Origin of the sequence: Spirosoma pollinicola (genome assembly GCF_002831565.1) — a bacterium.
Lineage (GTDB): Bacteria > Bacteroidota > Bacteroidia > Cytophagales > Spirosomataceae > Spirosoma > Spirosoma pollinicola.
Genome location: NZ_CP025096.1, coordinates 7,040,764 through 7,057,937 on the forward strand (window position 1 = coordinate 7,040,764; position 17,174 = coordinate 7,057,937).

The 17,174-nt window shown below is 48.0% G+C and carries 13 protein-coding genes; 2 read left to right on the forward strand and 11 right to left on the reverse strand.

Features of this window, described 5'->3' with window-relative positions:
* Positions 1-91 precede the first annotated feature (91 nt).
* The 11 genes from CWM47_RS29685 to recF form a co-directional block, all read right to left on the reverse strand.
* Positions 92-862, reverse strand: coding sequence for an alpha/beta fold hydrolase (locus CWM47_RS29685; RefSeq protein ID WP_240625519.1), 771 nt, complete (start codon positions 860-862; stop codon positions 92-94).
* Entirely contained in the window at positions 859-2,199 is a 1,341-nt protein-coding gene (locus CWM47_RS29690; RefSeq protein ID WP_100992205.1) for a family 1 glycosylhydrolase, read from the reverse strand. Before CWM47_RS29690 ends, CWM47_RS29685 begins: the two co-directional genes overlap by 4 nt.
* 124 nt (positions 2,200-2,323) lie before the next feature.
* A complete protein-coding gene (locus CWM47_RS29695) occupies positions 2,324-3,877 on the reverse strand; it encodes a GMC family oxidoreductase (protein ID WP_100992206.1) in 1,554 nt (517 codons plus the stop codon).
* A gap of 89 nt (positions 3,878-3,966) precedes the next feature.
* Positions 3,967-4,608 carry a gluconate 2-dehydrogenase subunit 3 family protein gene (locus CWM47_RS29700; RefSeq protein WP_240625520.1) on the reverse strand — a complete coding sequence of 214 codons (642 nt, stop codon included), beginning with the start codon at positions 4,606-4,608 and terminating at the stop codon, positions 3,967-3,969.
* A gap of 100 nt (positions 4,609-4,708) precedes the next feature.
* Positions 4,709-5,575, reverse strand: a complete 867-nt coding sequence (locus tag CWM47_RS29705; protein WP_100994116.1) for a glucose 1-dehydrogenase — start codon at positions 5,573-5,575, stop codon at positions 4,709-4,711.
* Positions 5,576-5,723: 148 nt separating this feature from the next.
* Positions 5,724-6,194, reverse strand: coding sequence for a DUF2141 domain-containing protein (locus tag CWM47_RS29710; RefSeq protein ID WP_100994117.1), 471 nt, complete (start codon positions 6,192-6,194; stop codon positions 5,724-5,726).
* Positions 6,195-6,521: 327 nt separating this feature from the next.
* Positions 6,522-9,959: an efflux RND transporter permease subunit gene (locus CWM47_RS29715; RefSeq protein WP_100992207.1), complete on the reverse strand. Its 3,438-nt coding sequence runs from the start codon at positions 9,957-9,959 to the stop codon at positions 6,522-6,524.
* A 44-nt stretch (positions 9,960-10,003) separates the two neighbouring features.
* Entirely contained in the window at positions 10,004-11,131 is a 1,128-nt protein-coding gene (locus tag CWM47_RS29720) for an efflux RND transporter periplasmic adaptor subunit (protein ID WP_100992208.1), read from the reverse strand.
* Between the two features lie 18 nt (positions 11,132-11,149).
* A complete protein-coding gene (locus CWM47_RS29725) occupies positions 11,150-12,808 on the reverse strand; it encodes a TolC family protein (protein ID WP_100992209.1) in 1,659 nt (552 codons plus the stop codon).
* Complete coding sequence (locus tag CWM47_RS29730) at positions 12,795-13,421, reverse strand: TetR/AcrR family transcriptional regulator (RefSeq protein ID WP_100992210.1); 627 nt, start codon at positions 13,419-13,421, stop codon at positions 12,795-12,797. Before CWM47_RS29730 ends, CWM47_RS29725 begins: the two co-directional genes overlap by 14 nt.
* A 230-nt stretch (positions 13,422-13,651) precedes the next feature.
* Positions 13,652-14,776: a DNA replication/repair protein RecF gene (recF, locus tag CWM47_RS29735; protein ID WP_100992211.1), complete on the reverse strand. Its 1,125-nt coding sequence runs from the start codon at positions 14,774-14,776 to the stop codon at positions 13,652-13,654.
* Between the two features lie 178 nt (positions 14,777-14,954).
* Between recF and pdhA the strand changes: the two genes are divergently transcribed.
* Positions 14,955-16,013 (forward strand): pyruvate dehydrogenase (acetyl-transferring) E1 component subunit alpha, encoded by a 1,059-nt coding sequence (gene pdhA, locus CWM47_RS29740; protein WP_100992212.1) that lies wholly within the window; start codon positions 14,955-14,957, stop codon positions 16,011-16,013.
* A 160-nt stretch (positions 16,014-16,173) separates the two neighbouring features.
* A complete protein-coding gene (locus tag CWM47_RS29745) occupies positions 16,174-17,112 on the forward strand; it encodes a ring-cleaving dioxygenase (RefSeq protein WP_100992213.1) in 939 nt (312 codons plus the stop codon).
* The last annotated feature ends 62 nt before the right edge of the window (positions 17,113-17,174 follow it).

Genomic DNA, 17,174 nt, shown 5'->3' on the forward strand with positions numbered 1-17,174 from the left:
GGCGGCCCCTCGGGATTCAAACCGCAACGGTGACTTCTACACATCGCCTTGCGGTCACAAATATAAAGCCTTTGTTTTGTCTTGAACAAGACTACTCTATTTTTTTCTGAATAAAAGTTGCCAGTTCATTCGGAATTTCCCAAGGCAGCAGGTGCCCGGCTTTTTGTACAATGTCGATTGTAACGTCCTTAAGATAAGGTAAAACCAGCCTGTCTTGCACATCGGGTGGTAAAGCCCGGTCCTCCTTCCCAACGATAATATGAACCGGCACACTGATCGACGTCATGCGATCTGAGATATTTTCTTTACTGCCCGCCAGCAGCCATGCATCCCAGGCCTGCTTGGATGTTCGTAAATCGTCGGCTATAATCTGTTCACGAACAGTTTCGGAAACGGGAGCTTCGGTTATGTTCTTTAACGTTTTTTTGGCTGATGACCGTTTCCCATGTCCGTCCAGCAGCTTTTGTCGCTCGTCATCGGGAATAGGTTCCGGAACGGGGGGCGAAGGCGACACCAGTATTAGTTTTTGAAGTCCGGCGGGTTGCCGGGCTGCCAGTGCCAATGCTACTTTGCCGCTCATGGAGTGGCCAACCAGTATAAACTCCTGAACGTCTAACTGACGAATCAGCTCCGAAATATCATTGGCCATATCGTCAACCGAATAGCCCGTTTGTGGTGCTTCGGAGTCGCCATGCCCACGTAAATCAACGGCGAGACAGCGATATTCTCCAGAAAGCGTGTTCATGACCGACTCCCATTCCAGTGCAGAACCACCGAAATAGTGTAAAAAAATCAATGTGCGTGAGCCGTTGCCCTTCTCCAACACATTAAGCGAAATGCCGTTAATGGACTGTTTCATCATACCTGAACTTTAAGCCGGGCGGGCCGGTCGGTTAGCTCAAGCACCTCGCCATACGGCACGACAGTAATCTGACCAAACTCATTCAGCAAGTTCTTGTAAGCCTCGGCCACAGGGCGCGGTTTGCGGTTGAGGTCATACAAACCACATTCATTGACGTGGTTGTTTAGCTCGCCCAGTTGCGTATCCCAGTCCATCTGGTCAATCAAACTATACCAGGTGAAGCCAAGCACCGGCACGCCATCCCGACGCATACGCATTACACTTACCCATTGTTTATAGAGCCACATAGGTGCCTGATCGGCTTCAAACACGTTAGTTTCGGTGTGCATCACGGGCATGCGGTAGCGCTCATAATAGTCTTTCGTGATTTCATACCACCCCAGCACATCCATTGACGTTTGGATTGACCCATCGGCCAGTCGAATGCGCTCGTTACGACCGTAGTAATCATTTCCCATGATCTGATAGCCCGGCGGTTTTCCGACCATAAACCAGTCATATTCTTCACGAGACATGCCATTGTCCAGCAAATACATGCCAACCGTAGCCGATGGCGCATTCGCATATAAAAGATCCAGCGATAGAAAGCGGAGTTCATTTTCCAGGGCTATTTGTGGCGAAGGCTTTGCGTACAGTTCGTGCGTGAATTCTGCACTTTCGCTCTGCACAATCACGCAGTCATTCCGGCGTTTAGCGATTTGCTGATTCGCCATGATGCTCGCGGCAGCACAGTGCTTAAGCGCGGTAACGAACCCTTTGTCACTTTTAAGCTGCTCGTTCCAGACGCCATCTTTCGCGCTGATTCGGGCCGTGACGTAAATTTCATTCACGGGTGTATAAAACCGCACCCACGGATAACGCTCGGCCACGGCTGCGGCATAGTCGGCAAAGTGAATAGGTAGCTCCGGGTTCTGAAAATTCTCAATCCAGTCCGGCACGCCAAAGTGCATCAGGTCCAGAATGGGTGTTATACCAAGCCGTTTGATTTCGGCCATCACTTCATCGGCAAAACTCCAGTCGAATTTTCCCGGTGCCTGATGTATGCTGTAATAAGGCAGACCGTAGCGGAGTACATTCAGACCCAGCTCCTTAACCAGACCAAGGTCTTCCCGCCAACGGTCGTAATGGCCGCATTCGCGCAGCAAATCCCGACGTACTTTTCCCTTCTGAATGGTTGGGTACGAACACTCAATACCCGTAGCAAACATAAAATTAGACGGGTTATTATCGGGTAGTCCGCTACCGTCGTGGCCACCGGCCCCGCCAAACTGGTCACCATCGTAATTGCCGTTACCGTATGTTTTCTTAATAATGTCGAGAAATCCTTTTTTTGCCATTGTTGTGCGGACGTTGATATAAAAGCCCGCTTTAGTTTTGTGTTGTATCTACCCCACGGCAGCGGCCGCCCTCCCCAACCCCTCCCCTAAAAAAAGGGGAGGGGTTGGGGAGGGGTATTCTCTTCTACCTCTTTAAAAATTTATCGGCTGTTCGCAACGCTACAGCCATAATTGTTAAAGCTGGGTTTACGCTCAATGCACTTGGAAATGTTGAGTTGTCACTGATGTACAGATTCGGAATGTCGAACGACTGCCCATTCGCGTTGACAACGGCAGTTTCAGGATCGTTGCCCATGCGGCAGGTACCAATAACGTGGGCATTTCGCTGGAAAGCCCAGCTATTTTTAGCACCAGCCGCAGTCCAGATGTCGCGCATGAGCTTATCGGCGTGGGCCGTCATCCGTTTTTCGTTTTCGCCGTTGGTGAAATAAATACGCGGTTTGGGTAGCCCACGGATGTCTTTCTCATCCGATAATTCCAGATAATTATGGTCGTAGGGTAAGCAATCACCCAAAATATTGATACCCGCCACATGATTGTAGGCGAGTGCAGCCTGCTTTAGGGCATCTCCCCAAAGTCCTCGTCCCCGCGCCATTTGTGTCATATACGTGACCGGCATCACACCGATTGACTGGAGGAGGTAGCCCCCAGCGAAATCGACAGATCCACCATTGCGGTCTTTCGGGCGGTGGGTATCTTCCGAAATCAACGCGCCGGGAATGCCTTTGTATGGGCGAACATCTTCGTCAAATTCGCCCCAGATTTGCAAACCGGGATGCGCCATCACATTTCGGCCAACCTGTCCGCTGCTATTGGCCAGGCCGTTCATTAGTAAAAGTCGGGCGGTTTCTATGGTACCGGCGCAGAGAAACACGTAGCGGCAGCGTTGCCGGATTTCCTGCCCATTGTGGATGTAAATGACTTCGCTGATAGTACCGGATGTGTTCCTGATCAGTTGGGTTACGAAACATTCCGGGCGGATCTCGGCTCCGTAATGGATTGCCAGCGGGATATACGTTACGTCCATGCTGGCTTTTGCACCGATGTTACACCCTGCCTGACAGAACCCCCGGTTGGCACAGGCAGGCCGGTGACCAACGCCTTCCTGATAGTAACCTGCGGATAAGGCTGCGTTGGCTGCCGGAGACGTTTTAATACCTACTGTTTTACAGCCCCGTTCCATCAGTTGCCCTGCCCCGTTGATGGGTAACGGGCCCAAGGCATAAGGCTGTTTTCGAGTTGGCCCCCAGGGGTAAGCCGCCGGGCCGGAAATACCCAGAAATTGCTCAACTTCCTGGTAATAGGATTCAATCTGATCAAAGCCGAATGGCCAGTCGTGCCCCACACCAAAATCAGTGTGAAGCTGAAAATCGTCGGGTTGGGCGCGGGGTGTATAGGCGGTATAATGAAGCGTGGAGCCGCCAACGCCGGTACCGGAATTGTTACTGCCAAAGGGCAGCGGGTTATCGCCCGCACTTAGCCTCTCGTCATTCCAGAATAATTTTTCCTGCTCTTTCTCGTCGGTGGCAAAGTCTTTGGCTGGATTCCAGTGTTTACCGGCTTCCAGCGCCACTACCCGCAGGCCAGCTTTTGCCAACCGGGCTAAAAGGGGGGCACCGCCCGCTCCTGTGCCAATAACGACCGCGTCAACGGTTTCTGTAGTTGAATACGTTTGCATAGAGTCCTGACTGTGGGCATACGATCTGCAAAGGGCGTTGATATACAGAACAAGCTATCTTATGCCCGTTGCCCAATTACCTTTGTCTTTTACCCAATGCTTTTTGGTTCGCGGTCTTCCAACTCATTCAAGCCGATGCGCTGCCAGGTTGGTACGTCGGCCATACCGACATACCCGATTTCTTCCTGAGCAAGCGGATGGCTATAGTAGTTTTCGACTGCTTCGGTTACTAATTCTTCAAAAAATCGGTTTGCGGGCAGATGTTGCCAGCTATCGCCGGGCGCTTCCTGCCGCTGAACTGCGTTTAGAATAAAGTCCTGTTGTTCAGCCGAAATGTTTAAAAATGGCTGTTTAAATGTTAATTGAGCACTTTCGTCAACACCTTTTAAGCCAAGCTTATAGGCATCTCCATCGGCGGGCATAGTGTCATACCGCCACCCGTCCGATTTGTTCTCGCTTAGCCTTTTGTCAATATTTCCAGCGACATCAATCCGGTCAGAACGATCATCCTGCGGTATCAGCCGGTCGCAAACGGCATGTAAAAGCGCAAATTCACTAGCCGAAAAGAAGGTCGGCTGGCGAGGTGGTGCGCTTAACCGCTCGGTCAGGGCCTGCCGTGTTGGTTCGGTTACCTGATTGGTGCTGAGTAAGTTACGAACTGTGTTAAGAGGGTAATGAGGCATGGTAGGCTGGCGCGAGTATTCACTCGTGCCTTTAAATAAAGTCAGCATTCGCTGACCAGATAAATGTTTATAAATCTTCGTCAGTAAATACTGACTTTATAAAAAGGAACGAGTGAATACTCGCGCCAGAAAAGCTCTACATAAATTCTTACCCCAGTTTCCCACCGGTTACTTCGACAATGCTGCCGGTCATGAAACTACCTTCGTTTGACGCTAGCAGCACATAAGCGGGGGCCAACTCTTCAGGTTGGCCGGGGCGGGCAAGGGCTACTTCATGGCCAAAGTTTTTGACTTCATCTTCGGGCATGGTAGCGGGTATGTTGGGCGTCCAAACGGGTCCGGGAGCCACACAGTTGACCCGGATGTTTCGCTTGCCCAACTGAATGGCCAGCGATTTTGTGAACGAGTGAATGGCACCCTTTGTAGCGGTGTAATCGACCAGAATTGGGTTGCCCACAATACCGACAATACTGCCCGTATTGACAATGGCGTCGCCCTCGTTCAAGTGCGGGAGGGCCGCCTGCGCCATAAAGAAATAGGCCAGAATATTAGTATCGAAGGTGCGCCGAAGCTGTTCTTCGGTAATGTCCTCCAGTTTCTCCTGCGCCATCTGAAAAGCGGCATTATTAACCAGAATATTCAACTTCCCGTAGTGGTCAACCGTTTGCTGAACGGCGTCTTTGCAGGCGGCCGAACTCCGAACATCGGCCTGAATTACCAGACACGAACGGCCTTTACTCTCAACAATGCGCTTTGTATACTTCGCATCGTCGGTATTTTCGTTGTAGACAATCGCGACATCGGCACCCTCCAGCGCAAAAGCTATAGCCACTGCCCGCCCGATTCCAGAGTCGGCACCCGTGATGATGGCAATTTTGCCGGTGAGTTTACCGGCGGGTTTATAGTTGGATAAGTCGCTGTCGGGGGCCGGGTCCATGTCCGACTGACGAGCCGGGTAGGGGAGTTGCTGGCCCGGTATCTCTTCAGCTTTTGGTCGAAATTCAGTAGTTTCCATATCTTCGTTGAGTACTATGATGTTAGCCGGGTTAAGGCCAGTCATACCATTCATAAACAAACTGCCGTTCAACGGTTTTGTTAAAACACAAAAGGAGCCTCCTACTACAAGAAGGCTCTCTATAGTCAGTAAAGAACACTTGCTGTTCTTACAAACTCATCATACCCACCTGAATCGACTTGTTCCCTGCCAGATCAAAGGCGCACTGGTCGAATGTAGGCGGTCCCATAAGCATGGTTACGTTCGAGAAACCGAATGGTTCTGTGGGCATCTGTCCCGAAAAGTCCATTTTCTGATTAGCATTTAAATCCTGATAGATTCGAACGGCATAGCGTCCCGGAGCCAGACCGTCGAAGGTAATCGTAACGTCGCCCGATGCGGGCACGTCGACCGCTATTTTATTTGTCGATTCACCGTCAAATGTCTCGGCACTGGTCGCCAGACCAGCATACAGCTTTCCCGAATGTTTTTCTATACCCGAAATCACCACGGTTAGTTTATAGGTAGCGCCAGCAACGGAGGTTGACGTTACGGCGGTTGATTGCTGCGCCAGGCAAGGCTTAACACTATTGCCTATCAGTAAGGCGATTGTAAGGAGGGTGGTGATAATTGTTTTCATAGTAGTCAGTAGAAAAGTTTCTGGATGTTGCCGCTCGTTCGACAGCACAAACATAGGCTCTCCTCATTTACCGACGCAACGAAAAGGGACAAACAGAACGACTGTGGTATGAATGACAAACTCAGGGGTAAATGGCGGGTGTTTTGGGGCAAATGGAACTTCACTGACTGATTTTATGATCAAAGAGCTCTGTGAGAAATTACGCAAAGTTTGCTGACGCATAACAGGTTCATAAGGCCACAGACTTTGAGATGAAGTCGTTATAAACACCAACTGCCGACCGGTGTTAACCCGTCGGCAGTTGGTGTCTTACATTCTATGATAGGCTTACACTAGCTCTTCTTCCAGTTGTCGCTCACGTATTTCAATTGCAGGGTCTTTTTTACCAAACCACTTCATCCGAATCCGCTCGTTTATCCAGTACATACATGGCACAATTACAAGTGTCAGGATGGTAGAGAACGTAAGCCCGAAGATGATTGTCCAGGCCAGGATATTCCAGAATACAGAACTATCACCACCCACGATTACGTGCGGTTTGAAATCGCGGAACAGACCAACGAAATCGACAGTGATACCCAGCGCTAACGGAATCAAGCCCAGAACGGCAGCCGATGCCGTAAGCAATACAGGTGTCAGACGGATACCGCCCGCTTCAATAATTGCCTCACGCAGCGGAACTCCCCGGCCACGTAGCTCTTCGATAAATTCAATTAGCAGAATCCCGTTTTTCACCACTATACCAGCCAGGGCGATAATCCCGACGCCCGACATGATAACCGAGAAGTCTTTGTGGAAAATCACGAATCCAAGCAGAACGCCAATCAGCGAGAACAGGATCGTTACGAAGATAATCAGCGGTTTCACTACCGAGTTAAATTGCGTAGCCATAATCAAGTAAATCAGCAACATCGCTATACCGAAGGCCGACACCAGGAAGTTCATTGACTCCTGCTGATCTTCCTGCTCGCCACCCATTTTGAGCGTATATCCGTTTGGAACATCAATATCTTTGATTACGTCCTGAATCTGCGCCACAATCTGGTTGGCGTTAAAGCCCGGCACAACGTCCGAACTTAACGTTACAAGACGTTCCTGATTTTTCCGGTTGATCTGGCTAAACGTTGTCGAATAGCTAATGTTCGTTACCGATGTAATAGGCACCTGACGCAATTGGCCACCCATTACCATATCACGATAGACTACATTCAGACTCAGCAAACGGTCAATCTGGCTGCGGTCATCGGGTTTCAGACGAACCATAATTGGGTATTCATCTTTAGCATCCCTGAACTTCGACACTTCAGTACCGAACAACGCTGTCCGAATAGCCAACGCCACCTGAGCCGACGAAATACCTTCGCGTTCGGCTTTGTCGCGGTCAATGTCGATCACGATTTCAGGCTTGTTCGTTATCAGATCTGACTTTAGCTGGTCAATTCCTTTAATGCCTGCCTGTGAGATTTTCTGACGGACCTGTTTTTCCAGTTTTTGCAGTTCACCGAATTCTTCACCCGCAATTTCAATTGCGATGGGTTTACCCGTTGGTGGCCCATTGGATTCACGTTCTACCGAAAGCTCACTACCGGGCAAACCACTCACGGCTACCCGAACTTTAGCCAACAGCGAATCGGTAGAAATACCGTGCCGCTCTTCGTTTGGTTTAAACGCAATCGTTACCTTCGATTTTTGTGGTGTTGCCGACCGGTCGGGGTTCATTGGGTCGCCCGCGTTCTTACCAACGTTCGATATTACGGAGTTAACAATATCCGTTGCCTTATTGTCGTCGAGCACCTTGAACACGCGTTTCTCAATCACCCTTGTAACTGAGTCTGTTACGCGGGCATCGGTACCAATAGGCATGACGTTGTAGACGTAAATATAATCGGGCTCACCGCTGGGGAAGAAAAGCACCTTGGGCTTGGCAATACCAACAATAATGAAGGTCAGAATCAACACGCCAAATGCAGCTACGATTGCCAAAACAGGTCTCCATCCGGTCAATATCCAGGAAATTAACCGGCGATATCCATGTTTAAGCGCAGGAAGCATACTTTCCTGGAAAGGCACGATCAATTTCGGCGTCAGTACATAATGGTTGAAAACATAAAGGGCAAGGAACAACACAAACAGGTTGCCGATACCCCGATCAATCACGTAGCCAATACCCGCCAAAACGGTCATGATAATCAACGGAGTTTTAATTTCGGCAAACGATTGCTTGTCTTCGTGATTATCATCTTCGTGCCGTTTCATAAACGTAACGGCAAACACCGGGTTGATCACGTAGGCCACAAACAACGAGGCAAACAGGGTCAGAATCAGCGTTAGCGGCAGAAACTTCATAAACTCGCCCACAATTCCCGGCCAGAACAAGAGCGGGAAAAATGGCGCAATGGTCGTGAGCGTCCCCGATAATACCGGCACGAATACCTCACCGGCAGCGGCTTTCACCGCTTGCTTAATATCCCAGTCTTTATTCTCATTAAAGAGACGGTGGGAGTTTTCGATAACCACAATGGCATCATCTACCACCAGACCCAAACCAAGCAGGAACGCAAAGAGTACCATCGTGTTCAGCGTGAATGAAGCACCCACTAAAGGCCCAAGAACCGGCATCAGCACAAAGGCTACCAGTGCCGATAAGGGTACCGATAAGCCTACGAAAATGGCATCACGAACACCCATGAAGAACATAAGCACCAAGACAACGAATATGAAGCCCAGTACAACGGTGTTGATCAGGTCATTAACATTTTCGCGTGTCCGCTCCGATTGATCGGCGGTGATTTTCACTTCCAGACCTTTTGGAAAACGAGTTTCTTTATACTCTTCGATCGTTTTCTCGATACGGTCGGCGGCTGAAATCAGGTTAGCACCTGCTCGTTTGATCACGTTCAGCGTCACAACCGACTTGTTGTTCAGACGGGCGAAGTCCTGCTGTTCTTCGAAATTATCCTGAACATCGGCAATGTCGCCAAGCCGCACAGTGGCGCCCGTTGCTGTTCTGATTTGCAGATTTTGCAGTTGGGAGACGTCCGTAAACTCACCTTTCACACGCACCGTCCGACGAACGCCATCGAGCGGTAATTCACCACCCGACACGTTTATATTTTCACCTTGAATAGCCTGTTGGATATCGCCAAATGCTAAACCTGCCGACTGCATTCGGGAAAGATCAACATTGATTTGAATTTCGCGCTCCAGCGCACCAACAATGTCCACACGTCGAATTTCGGGCATGCCTTCAATCACATCCTGTAAATCTTCGGCGTATTCTTTCAGTTGTTTCAGCGAAAAATTACCGGCCATGTTGATGTTCATGATCGCCATCTCCGAGAAATCAACATCCTGAGCGGTTGGTCCGGCATCCAGTTTTTGTGGTAAATCTGGTTTGGCTTTATCAATGGCGTCACGAACCCGTTGCAGCGCTTCGGCCGACTGTACATCGGGGTTGAACTCAACCAAAATAACCGATACATCCTGCAACGCATTGGATTTGATCCGTTTAACGCCCGAAATGGATTTTAGCTGCTTCTCAATCTGCTTGTTAATTGTATTTTCAATATCGGCCGGGGCAGTACCAACATACACTGTGTTGATATATACTTGGGGCACCTTGATATCCGGGAACTGCTCTTTCGGCAGGTTATTATACACGAACAGCCCACCAAGTGTAATCAGGAAGGTGAAGATGTAAATCGCCGTTCGGTTCTCAACGCACCAGTTGGTAAATCCGAGGGTTTTATACTGTTCAAATTTCATAAAGAAGGAGTTTGTCGTTTGTCTGTTAAAGACGAATCGTTCAATTAAAAACTAATTGCCTGACCGTCAACCAAATCCTGATACCCGGTTGTAACGATTTGGTCACCCGCGTTCAATCCTTGCGTAACGGCAATTTTACCACCGTACGACTGTCCCGTTTTAACGGTCCGTGCTTTAGCAACTTTCTTACCACCTTCGTTCACGGCCACATAAACAAGTTGCCCGTTTTCTGTATTCTGGATCAGGTTCTGGTTAATGACAATAGCGTTGGCGATAGTCTGATCGTTAATTTTAATACGAGCCAGCATATTCGGTTTCAGCACATTATCAGACGGAAGGGGAGCTTCAATGGTAAATGTCCGCGTAGCAGGATCTACAATCGTAGCCACAAACGAGATGCGCGAATTCATTGTTTTTTTCAGATCAGGGAATTCAACCATAACCGGATCACCTTTACGAACACTGCCCGAATAACTATCGGCTACTTTAGCCACAACTTTGAGTTGCGACAAGTTTACTACCCGAACCAACCCCATACCCGGTGCAGCCGATTGACCCACCTTCACCACAACCTGATCAACAACACCCGAAATTGGGGCTGTTACCGTTGACTGACCTAGCTGAGCATTCAGCGTCGACAGTCGGCGTTCGAGCGATTCTTTGTTGTTTTTTGCCTGTAAGTACTGAATCTCAGTACCTATTTGCTGTTTCCACAAAGCTGCCTGTTTTTCATAAACCGTATTTACGAGCGATAGTTGGGTTTTCAACTCTGCCATTGACTCCCGCAAAAGCTGATCGTCAATTTTAGCAATGGCCTGTCCAGCCCGAACCTGATCCCCTTCTTTCACATAAACCGCCGTCACAACACCGCCTGATTTGGGAGATACCTGCACGTTGTTCTTCGCATCAATCGTACCCTGTAACTCGACAAAGTGCCGGAACGTAGACGCTGCTAAAGGAGCTACCGAAACGTCTTTCACACGGGCGTCTTCCTCCTTTTTAGGATCAAGTTTGGCCAAATCGGTTTCCAGCGCTTTAATTTTCGTCGTTAACTCGGACTGCTGAGATTTCAACTCTGTGAGTTCATCCCGTTTGCCCTGTACATCTGTTTTCTTTTCCTGTGAGCAGGCAGCTAGTAGGCTCACGAGGACAATTGCGTAGTATGGTTTCATTGGTTGTTTTTTAAAATTTTAGTTTCCTACATAAAGCCGACCTAAGGACCTGTCCTGATCAACTTTCGTTATTAGAAAATCATATAAAGACGCGAAGTAGTTAGTCTGTGCCTCGCGGAGTGAAGACTCAGCGTTTAGAACTTCGATACTTGACCCAACACCTTCTTTGTATTTAATCTGTGTTACCCGGACAATCTCCTGCGCCAGATCGCGGTTGCGTTGCTGGGTCTGAAGCGTTTGCAGGCTATTCTTAAGGGTAATACTCGATTGCCTAATTTGTAAATCAATTGAGTTACGAAGCAGTTCACCGCTGTTCTGGGCTTTTTGCAGCGTAATCCGTTTCTGAACAATCTGGTATTTCTTCTGAAACCCGTCGAAAATAGGAACCTGTAAGCTTAACCCGATGGTCGAGAAATTGAGCCAGGGCGCAGTAATAAGCTGCCCAAGCGTATTGCGACCACTGTTGTAGCCATAGTTCGCAAACGCCGACAGGGATGGGAAATAGCCTTTCTGTGTTAACTCAATGTCCTGCTCAGCCAGTTTGATTTGTGATTCCAGGGTCGAATACTCAATACGACTACTATATCTAAACGTTGGATCAGGCGAAATTAAAGGCCGAAGGTCATCTACGTTTCGATCCTGAAGCTGTTCAGCCAGCGTTATCTCATCATTAATGCCTAAGCCCATCTGGTACTTCAAAAGGGTATAGCTTAGTTCGATAAGGTTCTGTACATTCTGACGTTCTGCCTTTAAGTTATTGGCCTGCACCTCCAACCGTTGAACATCCAGTCGCTCCACGAAGCCCTGCTTATTCAATGCGCCGGTTTCTTTCAACAGCGTATCCAGACGACCAATATTATAGTCGAGCAGTTTGGCACGTTCCAGCGCAACCAGCACACCATAATAGGCCTTGGCAACTTGTTCTGCTACAGTAACTTTGCTAGACTGCAAATTCCGCTGAGCCAGCTCACGATACGTTGCAGCAGCTCGCAGCCCAACGTTCAGACTGGCACTGTAAATGACCTGATTCACACTTGCCGTGGCATTGGCTGAGTAATTCACACCAAACTTTACCGGTATAGAAAGATCGGCGGGCGCAGTTGGATCGAACGTGTTTGCTGGTAAGAATGCTTTCTGAATGATTATGTTATCGGTCAGTGAAGAGCTAATGGCTACCTGAGGTAAAGCCGATGCTTTTATCTCCCGAATGCGTGCTTCGGCGCTTGCCCCATCGAGCTTGCTGTTCCGAATATTAATATTCTGACTAACGGCAAAGTCGATTGCCTCCTGCAACGTAAATGACCGGCCCGCCCCCTGCTGACCCGATGGTGTCAAACCTGTTGGCGCTAGTCCTAAGCCAGAATTAAATGTTGTGATAACGTTAGGCTGAAGATTTACTGGTCCATTTGACGAGTTTATGGAAGGAACTTCCGTTTGCGAATTTACACTTGGTTGCGATGGGACTGATACACCTGTACCTGGTGTAGTGCCTGGTTGCGCTACTATAGCCCCGGTACCGGCAGGTTGCTGAGCCCCTGGCTGTTGACCACTTGCTGCTGCTCCTGTTGGTTGCTGCCCAACAGAAGGTTGTGTAGCAACCTGTGCCCTTGCTCCAGCCCCAAGCCAAAGGCTCGGTAACCAAAGTGCAGCCACAAAAAGTATATTATTTGTTTTCATAGATAATCGGTTGTACTCCTTTATTCAAAAACTGGTTATAAACTTCAAAGCCTTTTTCGGTAAGCATACCACGTACGAAGTGATGGATCAGTTCTGACTGAATATCGTGCATGGAAAATTGGTCTGTTGGGAAAATCTCATTGTCGAAGGCCAGCTCGATTTGCTCTACTCGAAGACGAGCCAAAATAGTCGGCTTTATATCAGATCTGTATACTCCCTGAAATATACCTTTTTGGATATTTTCTAGAAGAGATCTCATAATATGTCCTTCTTTGTACTGCCTGAAAATGGCAAACGCCTGTGGGTAGTACCGTTTTATATCAATTAATAAATTAGGGCTAACCCCATCTGCATTCTTCTGCATCAGGGTAAGAACACTCATTAACTCTTCGACTGGATTATCGGTCTCAATGACCATACATTCCATAGCAGACTGATCTTTACCGGCTTTGTCCTGAATAACCTGGTACAAGATCTGTTCTTTATCAGAAAAATGCTGATAAATAGTCTTCTTCGAAATACCCAATTTTCGGGCAATATCTTCCATTGTAACCGAGCGAACGCCGTACTTCCAAAACAGTCGTTCGGCTTCTTCCAGAATTCTTTCTTTCATCAAGTAATAGAACTTTTACAGGATGAACTTTGGAAACTCAAATATAGTTCTCAGTTTCCGAAGTATTTTTACTAAAATGATGAACGGTCTTAAAAGTAGAGTGAACCAACTGAAAAGCCCGACGAACCTACAGGGCGCCGGGCTTTTTTGGAGTTATCTTACGAACAGAATTGACAGAGTTACTGTCATCTGACGAACAGCGATGACCTGTCTATTGAACCTTGGCCAGATTAATCATGGCTAATCTCAAAGAAGCGAACATCGGCCTTTACGTTGTTAAGTAATTCTCGTGTTCGCTCCGGACGGGCATCTGTAATGAAAAGCTGCCCGAAGGCTCCTTCATCCATTTGCTGAATAAGCTTGCCAATGCGCCGGTCGTCCAGCTTGTCGAAAATATCGTCTAACAGCAAAATAGGCTTAACACCTTTCTCAGCCTGTAGCTGGTCGAACTGCGCCAGTTTAAGGGCAATCACAAATGTTTTTTGCTGCCCCTGCGAACCAAATTTCTTTAAGGGTACGGCCGGTTGGTTATTGCCTCCACCAATCACAAACGTATAGTCATCTTTATGAACGCCCATCGTCGTGCGCTGCAACACGGTGTCCCGCCGACGAAAGTGTCGGAACTCATCGGCAAATCCCGGATTACTCACTTCCGATTCATATTGAATACTCACCTCTTCGCGCTCATCGCTTAGGAAAGCGTAGTGCAGCCTGAAGCTGGGCAGAAACTCCTGGATAAATTGTTGTCGGCGGTTATGGATTTTTTGACCCAGATCGAGTAGTGGTTCGTCGTAGGTGTCCAGCAGATCATTATCCACCTGGCTGCGTTCGGCAAAAAGCTTGAGCAGACTGTTTCGCTGTTTGAGCACCTGTTGATACATCAGGTAATCGCGCAGGTAATTCGGGTCGAGTTGGGAGAGTACACCATCGAAAAAATGCCGGCGATCTTCGCTATGCTCCCTCACCAGATCAGTATCATTCGGGGCTACCAGCACAACCGGAAACCGGCCGATGTGCTCACTTATACGCTCATATGGCTTTTTATCGGCCATTAGTACTTTCCGTTGGCCCCGTTGCAGGCTAATCGTTATTTGTGTCCGGCCTGGGTGGGCATTCCGATCGTCGTGCTCTTCAAAAACACCATCAATGATAAAATAATCGGCATCGTGCAGAATGCTCAACGCATCCTGCGTTTGGAATGCACTCTTACTTAATGATAAAAAATAAACTGCATCTAACAGGTTGGTTTTACCGCTTCCGTTCGGCCCTACGATTACATTTACCTGTTGCCCAAATACATAGCGGGCATCTTCATAATTCTTAAAATTGGTCAGGCTAAGCTTTTCGAGGTGCATAGATGTAGCGTATAACGCGATAATGCGTAATTTCGCAGAAGTTTATTGCTCGTATAGTTATTATAAATGCATGAGCAATAAAATTGGCAACAAAGATACGGTCGGTTTGTTAGGTAAACAGTCTCCTTCCGTAACGGCAGAGCGCCAGCGATAGCTCATTTTATCGAACACATTCCTCATGGCAAGCGTCAAAGAGAAACCCAAACAAAATGGTAAGGCTACGGAAGCCCAGTCGGCCGTTGCCACGAAAGTACAGCATCCCAAAGAGCGGTATATGTATTGGTATGAATCCATGCAGTTGCAACGGAAATTCGAAGAGAAAGCCGGGCAACTTTATGGTCAACAAAAAATCCGTGGATTCTGCCATCTATATATAGGTCAGGAAGCCTGTTCGTCGGGTTCTTATTCTGCCCTTACAAAAGATGACAAATGGATTACGGCCTATCGTGATCACGGTATCCCAATTGCGCTTGGCTCAGACCCCAAAGCGATCATGGCCGAGTTGTTCGCAAAACAAACTGGCTCATCGAAAGGCAAAGGTGGCTCGATGCACATCTTCGATAAATCTGTCAACTTTGTAGGCGGTCATGGTATCGTTGGTGCACAGATTCCAATGGGAGCGGGTCTTGCCTTTTCAGAGAAATATAACAAGACTGGTAACTTATCAATCACCTTCTTTGGTGATGGTGCGGTTCGTCAGGGAGCATTACACGAAGCCTTCAACATGGCCATGTTTTGGAAGCTCCCGGCCATCTTCGTTGTTGAAAACAACGGTTACGCAATGGGAACTTCGGTAGAGCGGACCTCGAACGTTACCGAACTTTACACCCTTGCCGAAGCCTATGATATGCCAGCAGAACCCGTCGACGCAATGAGTGTCGAAGCCGTTCACGAAGCGGTTAGTCGTGCCGCCGAACGTGCCCGCGCTGGTGAAGGCCCAACCTTCCTGGAATTCCGCACCTATCGTTACCGTGGTCATTCAATGTCTGATCCGCAGAAATACCGCTCAAAAGACGAAGTTGAGAAGTATAAAATGCGTGACCCGATTGAACAGGTGAAAGCAGCTATTCTCGAAAAAGGCTTTGCTACCGAAGACGAGTTAACGGCTATCGATCAGAAGATAAAAGTGATTGTCGATGAATCTGTCAAATTTGCTGAAGAGTCGCCTTACCCACTTCCTGAAGAAGCGTTCAAAGATGTTTATATGCAGGAAGATTATCCGTTCCTGATGGAATAATTTTAGTTGTTTCTCTTTGCTGAGAAAATCGTTCAACAAAAATGCCTGGCTATAATCAGTCGGGCATTTTTGTTGAACGATTTTCTAAAATTAAATGTATATACATCAAATACACATACACGAATTAAACCTTTTCAAACGTTAACCACTTTTCAATTGTATGAAAACTCTCATAAACGGCCTACACCACGTTACAACGCTTGCAGGCGACACACAGCGGAATGTTGATTACTATACCGACATTATGGGTCTTCGGCTGGTCAAAAAAACCGTCAATTTTGATGCGCCCGATGTCTATCATTTATACTATGGTAACGAAACCGGGTCGCCCGGTACGATTCTGACGTTTTTTCCCTACGGCAATTTGCCTCGTGGACGGAAAGGTGTTGGGCAGTTGACGTACACTGCTTTTTCTGCACCTATTGCCGCCATTAGCTTTTGGATGGATCGGCTACACGAACGTAACATTCCGTATGCTGGCCCTTACAAACGGTTTTCAGAAACCTATGTGCGGTTCGAAGATTTTGACGGCATGGGCATTGAGCTTGTGTTTACGGACGATGATCAACGGCCGGGTTGGGATAATGGCCGCATTCCCGCTGAGTACGCCGTTCGTGGTTTTCACACAGTAACGCTGAATGAGCTGAACCCTGACCGTACGATTAAACTGCTAACCGAAACCATGCAACATACGCTGGTAGGAGAGGAGGAAGGCCGCTTCCGGTTTACCGCCGGGAAAGGGGGTTCAGGCAACTTTGTCGATGTATTGCATTCACCTAAAGATGTACATGCATTACAGGGTGCTGGCTCGGTTCACCACGTTGCGTTCTCTACCGATTCTGACGAGACTCAATTGATCATTCACGAACAATTGGCAGAGGGTGGTTATCATGTGACGCCGGTCCAGGATCGTAATTATTTCAATAGTATTTATTTCCGCGAGCCAGGTGGTATTCTCTTTGAGATAGCTACAAATCCTCCAGGATTTGCTGTCGATGAGCCCGTAGTCGAGTTAGGTACTGCCCTAAAACTTCCACCTCAATACGAACCCCGTCGGGCAAAAATTGAAGCTGAATTACCTGTAATCAGTTTAAAATAATTTTTTCAAACACAGAGGCACAGTGAACACAGAGAATTACCATTTGCTTAAAAACTTTGTGC

Coding starts and splice junctions, on each gene's coding strand:
- CWM47_RS29685 (WP_240625519.1), bottom strand. CDS start 862: ATGATGAAACAGTCCATTAACGGCATTTCGCTTAATGTGTTGGAGAAG.
- CWM47_RS29690 (WP_100992205.1), bottom strand. CDS start 2,199: ATGGCAAAAAAAGGATTTCTCGACATTATTAAGAAAACATACGGTAAC.
- CWM47_RS29695 (WP_100992206.1), bottom strand. CDS start 3,877: ATGCAAACGTATTCAACTACAGAAACCGTTGACGCGGTCGTTATTGGC.
- CWM47_RS29700 (WP_240625520.1), bottom strand. CDS start 4,608: ATGCTGACTTTATTTAAAGGCACGAGTGAATACTCGCGCCAGCCTACC.
- CWM47_RS29705 (WP_100994116.1), bottom strand. CDS start 5,575: ATGGAAACTACTGAATTTCGACCAAAAGCTGAAGAGATACCGGGCCAG.
- CWM47_RS29710 (WP_100994117.1), bottom strand. CDS start 6,194: ATGAAAACAATTATCACCACCCTCCTTACAATCGCCTTACTGATAGGC.
- CWM47_RS29715 (WP_100992207.1), bottom strand. CDS start 9,959: ATGAAATTTGAACAGTATAAAACCCTCGGATTTACCAACTGGTGCGTT.
- CWM47_RS29720 (WP_100992208.1), bottom strand. CDS start 11,131: ATGAAACCATACTACGCAATTGTCCTCGTGAGCCTACTAGCTGCCTGC.
- CWM47_RS29725 (WP_100992209.1), bottom strand. CDS start 12,808: ATGAAAACAAATAATATACTTTTTGTGGCTGCACTTTGGTTACCGAGC.
- CWM47_RS29730 (WP_100992210.1), bottom strand. CDS start 13,421: ATGAAAGAAAGAATTCTGGAAGAAGCCGAACGACTGTTTTGGAAGTAC.
- recF (WP_100992211.1), bottom strand. CDS start 14,776: ATGCACCTCGAAAAGCTTAGCCTGACCAATTTTAAGAATTATGAAGAT.
- pdhA (WP_100992212.1), top strand. CDS start 14,955: ATGGCAAGCGTCAAAGAGAAACCCAAACAAAATGGTAAGGCTACGGAA.
- CWM47_RS29745 (WP_100992213.1), top strand. CDS start 16,174: ATGAAAACTCTCATAAACGGCCTACACCACGTTACAACGCTTGCAGGC.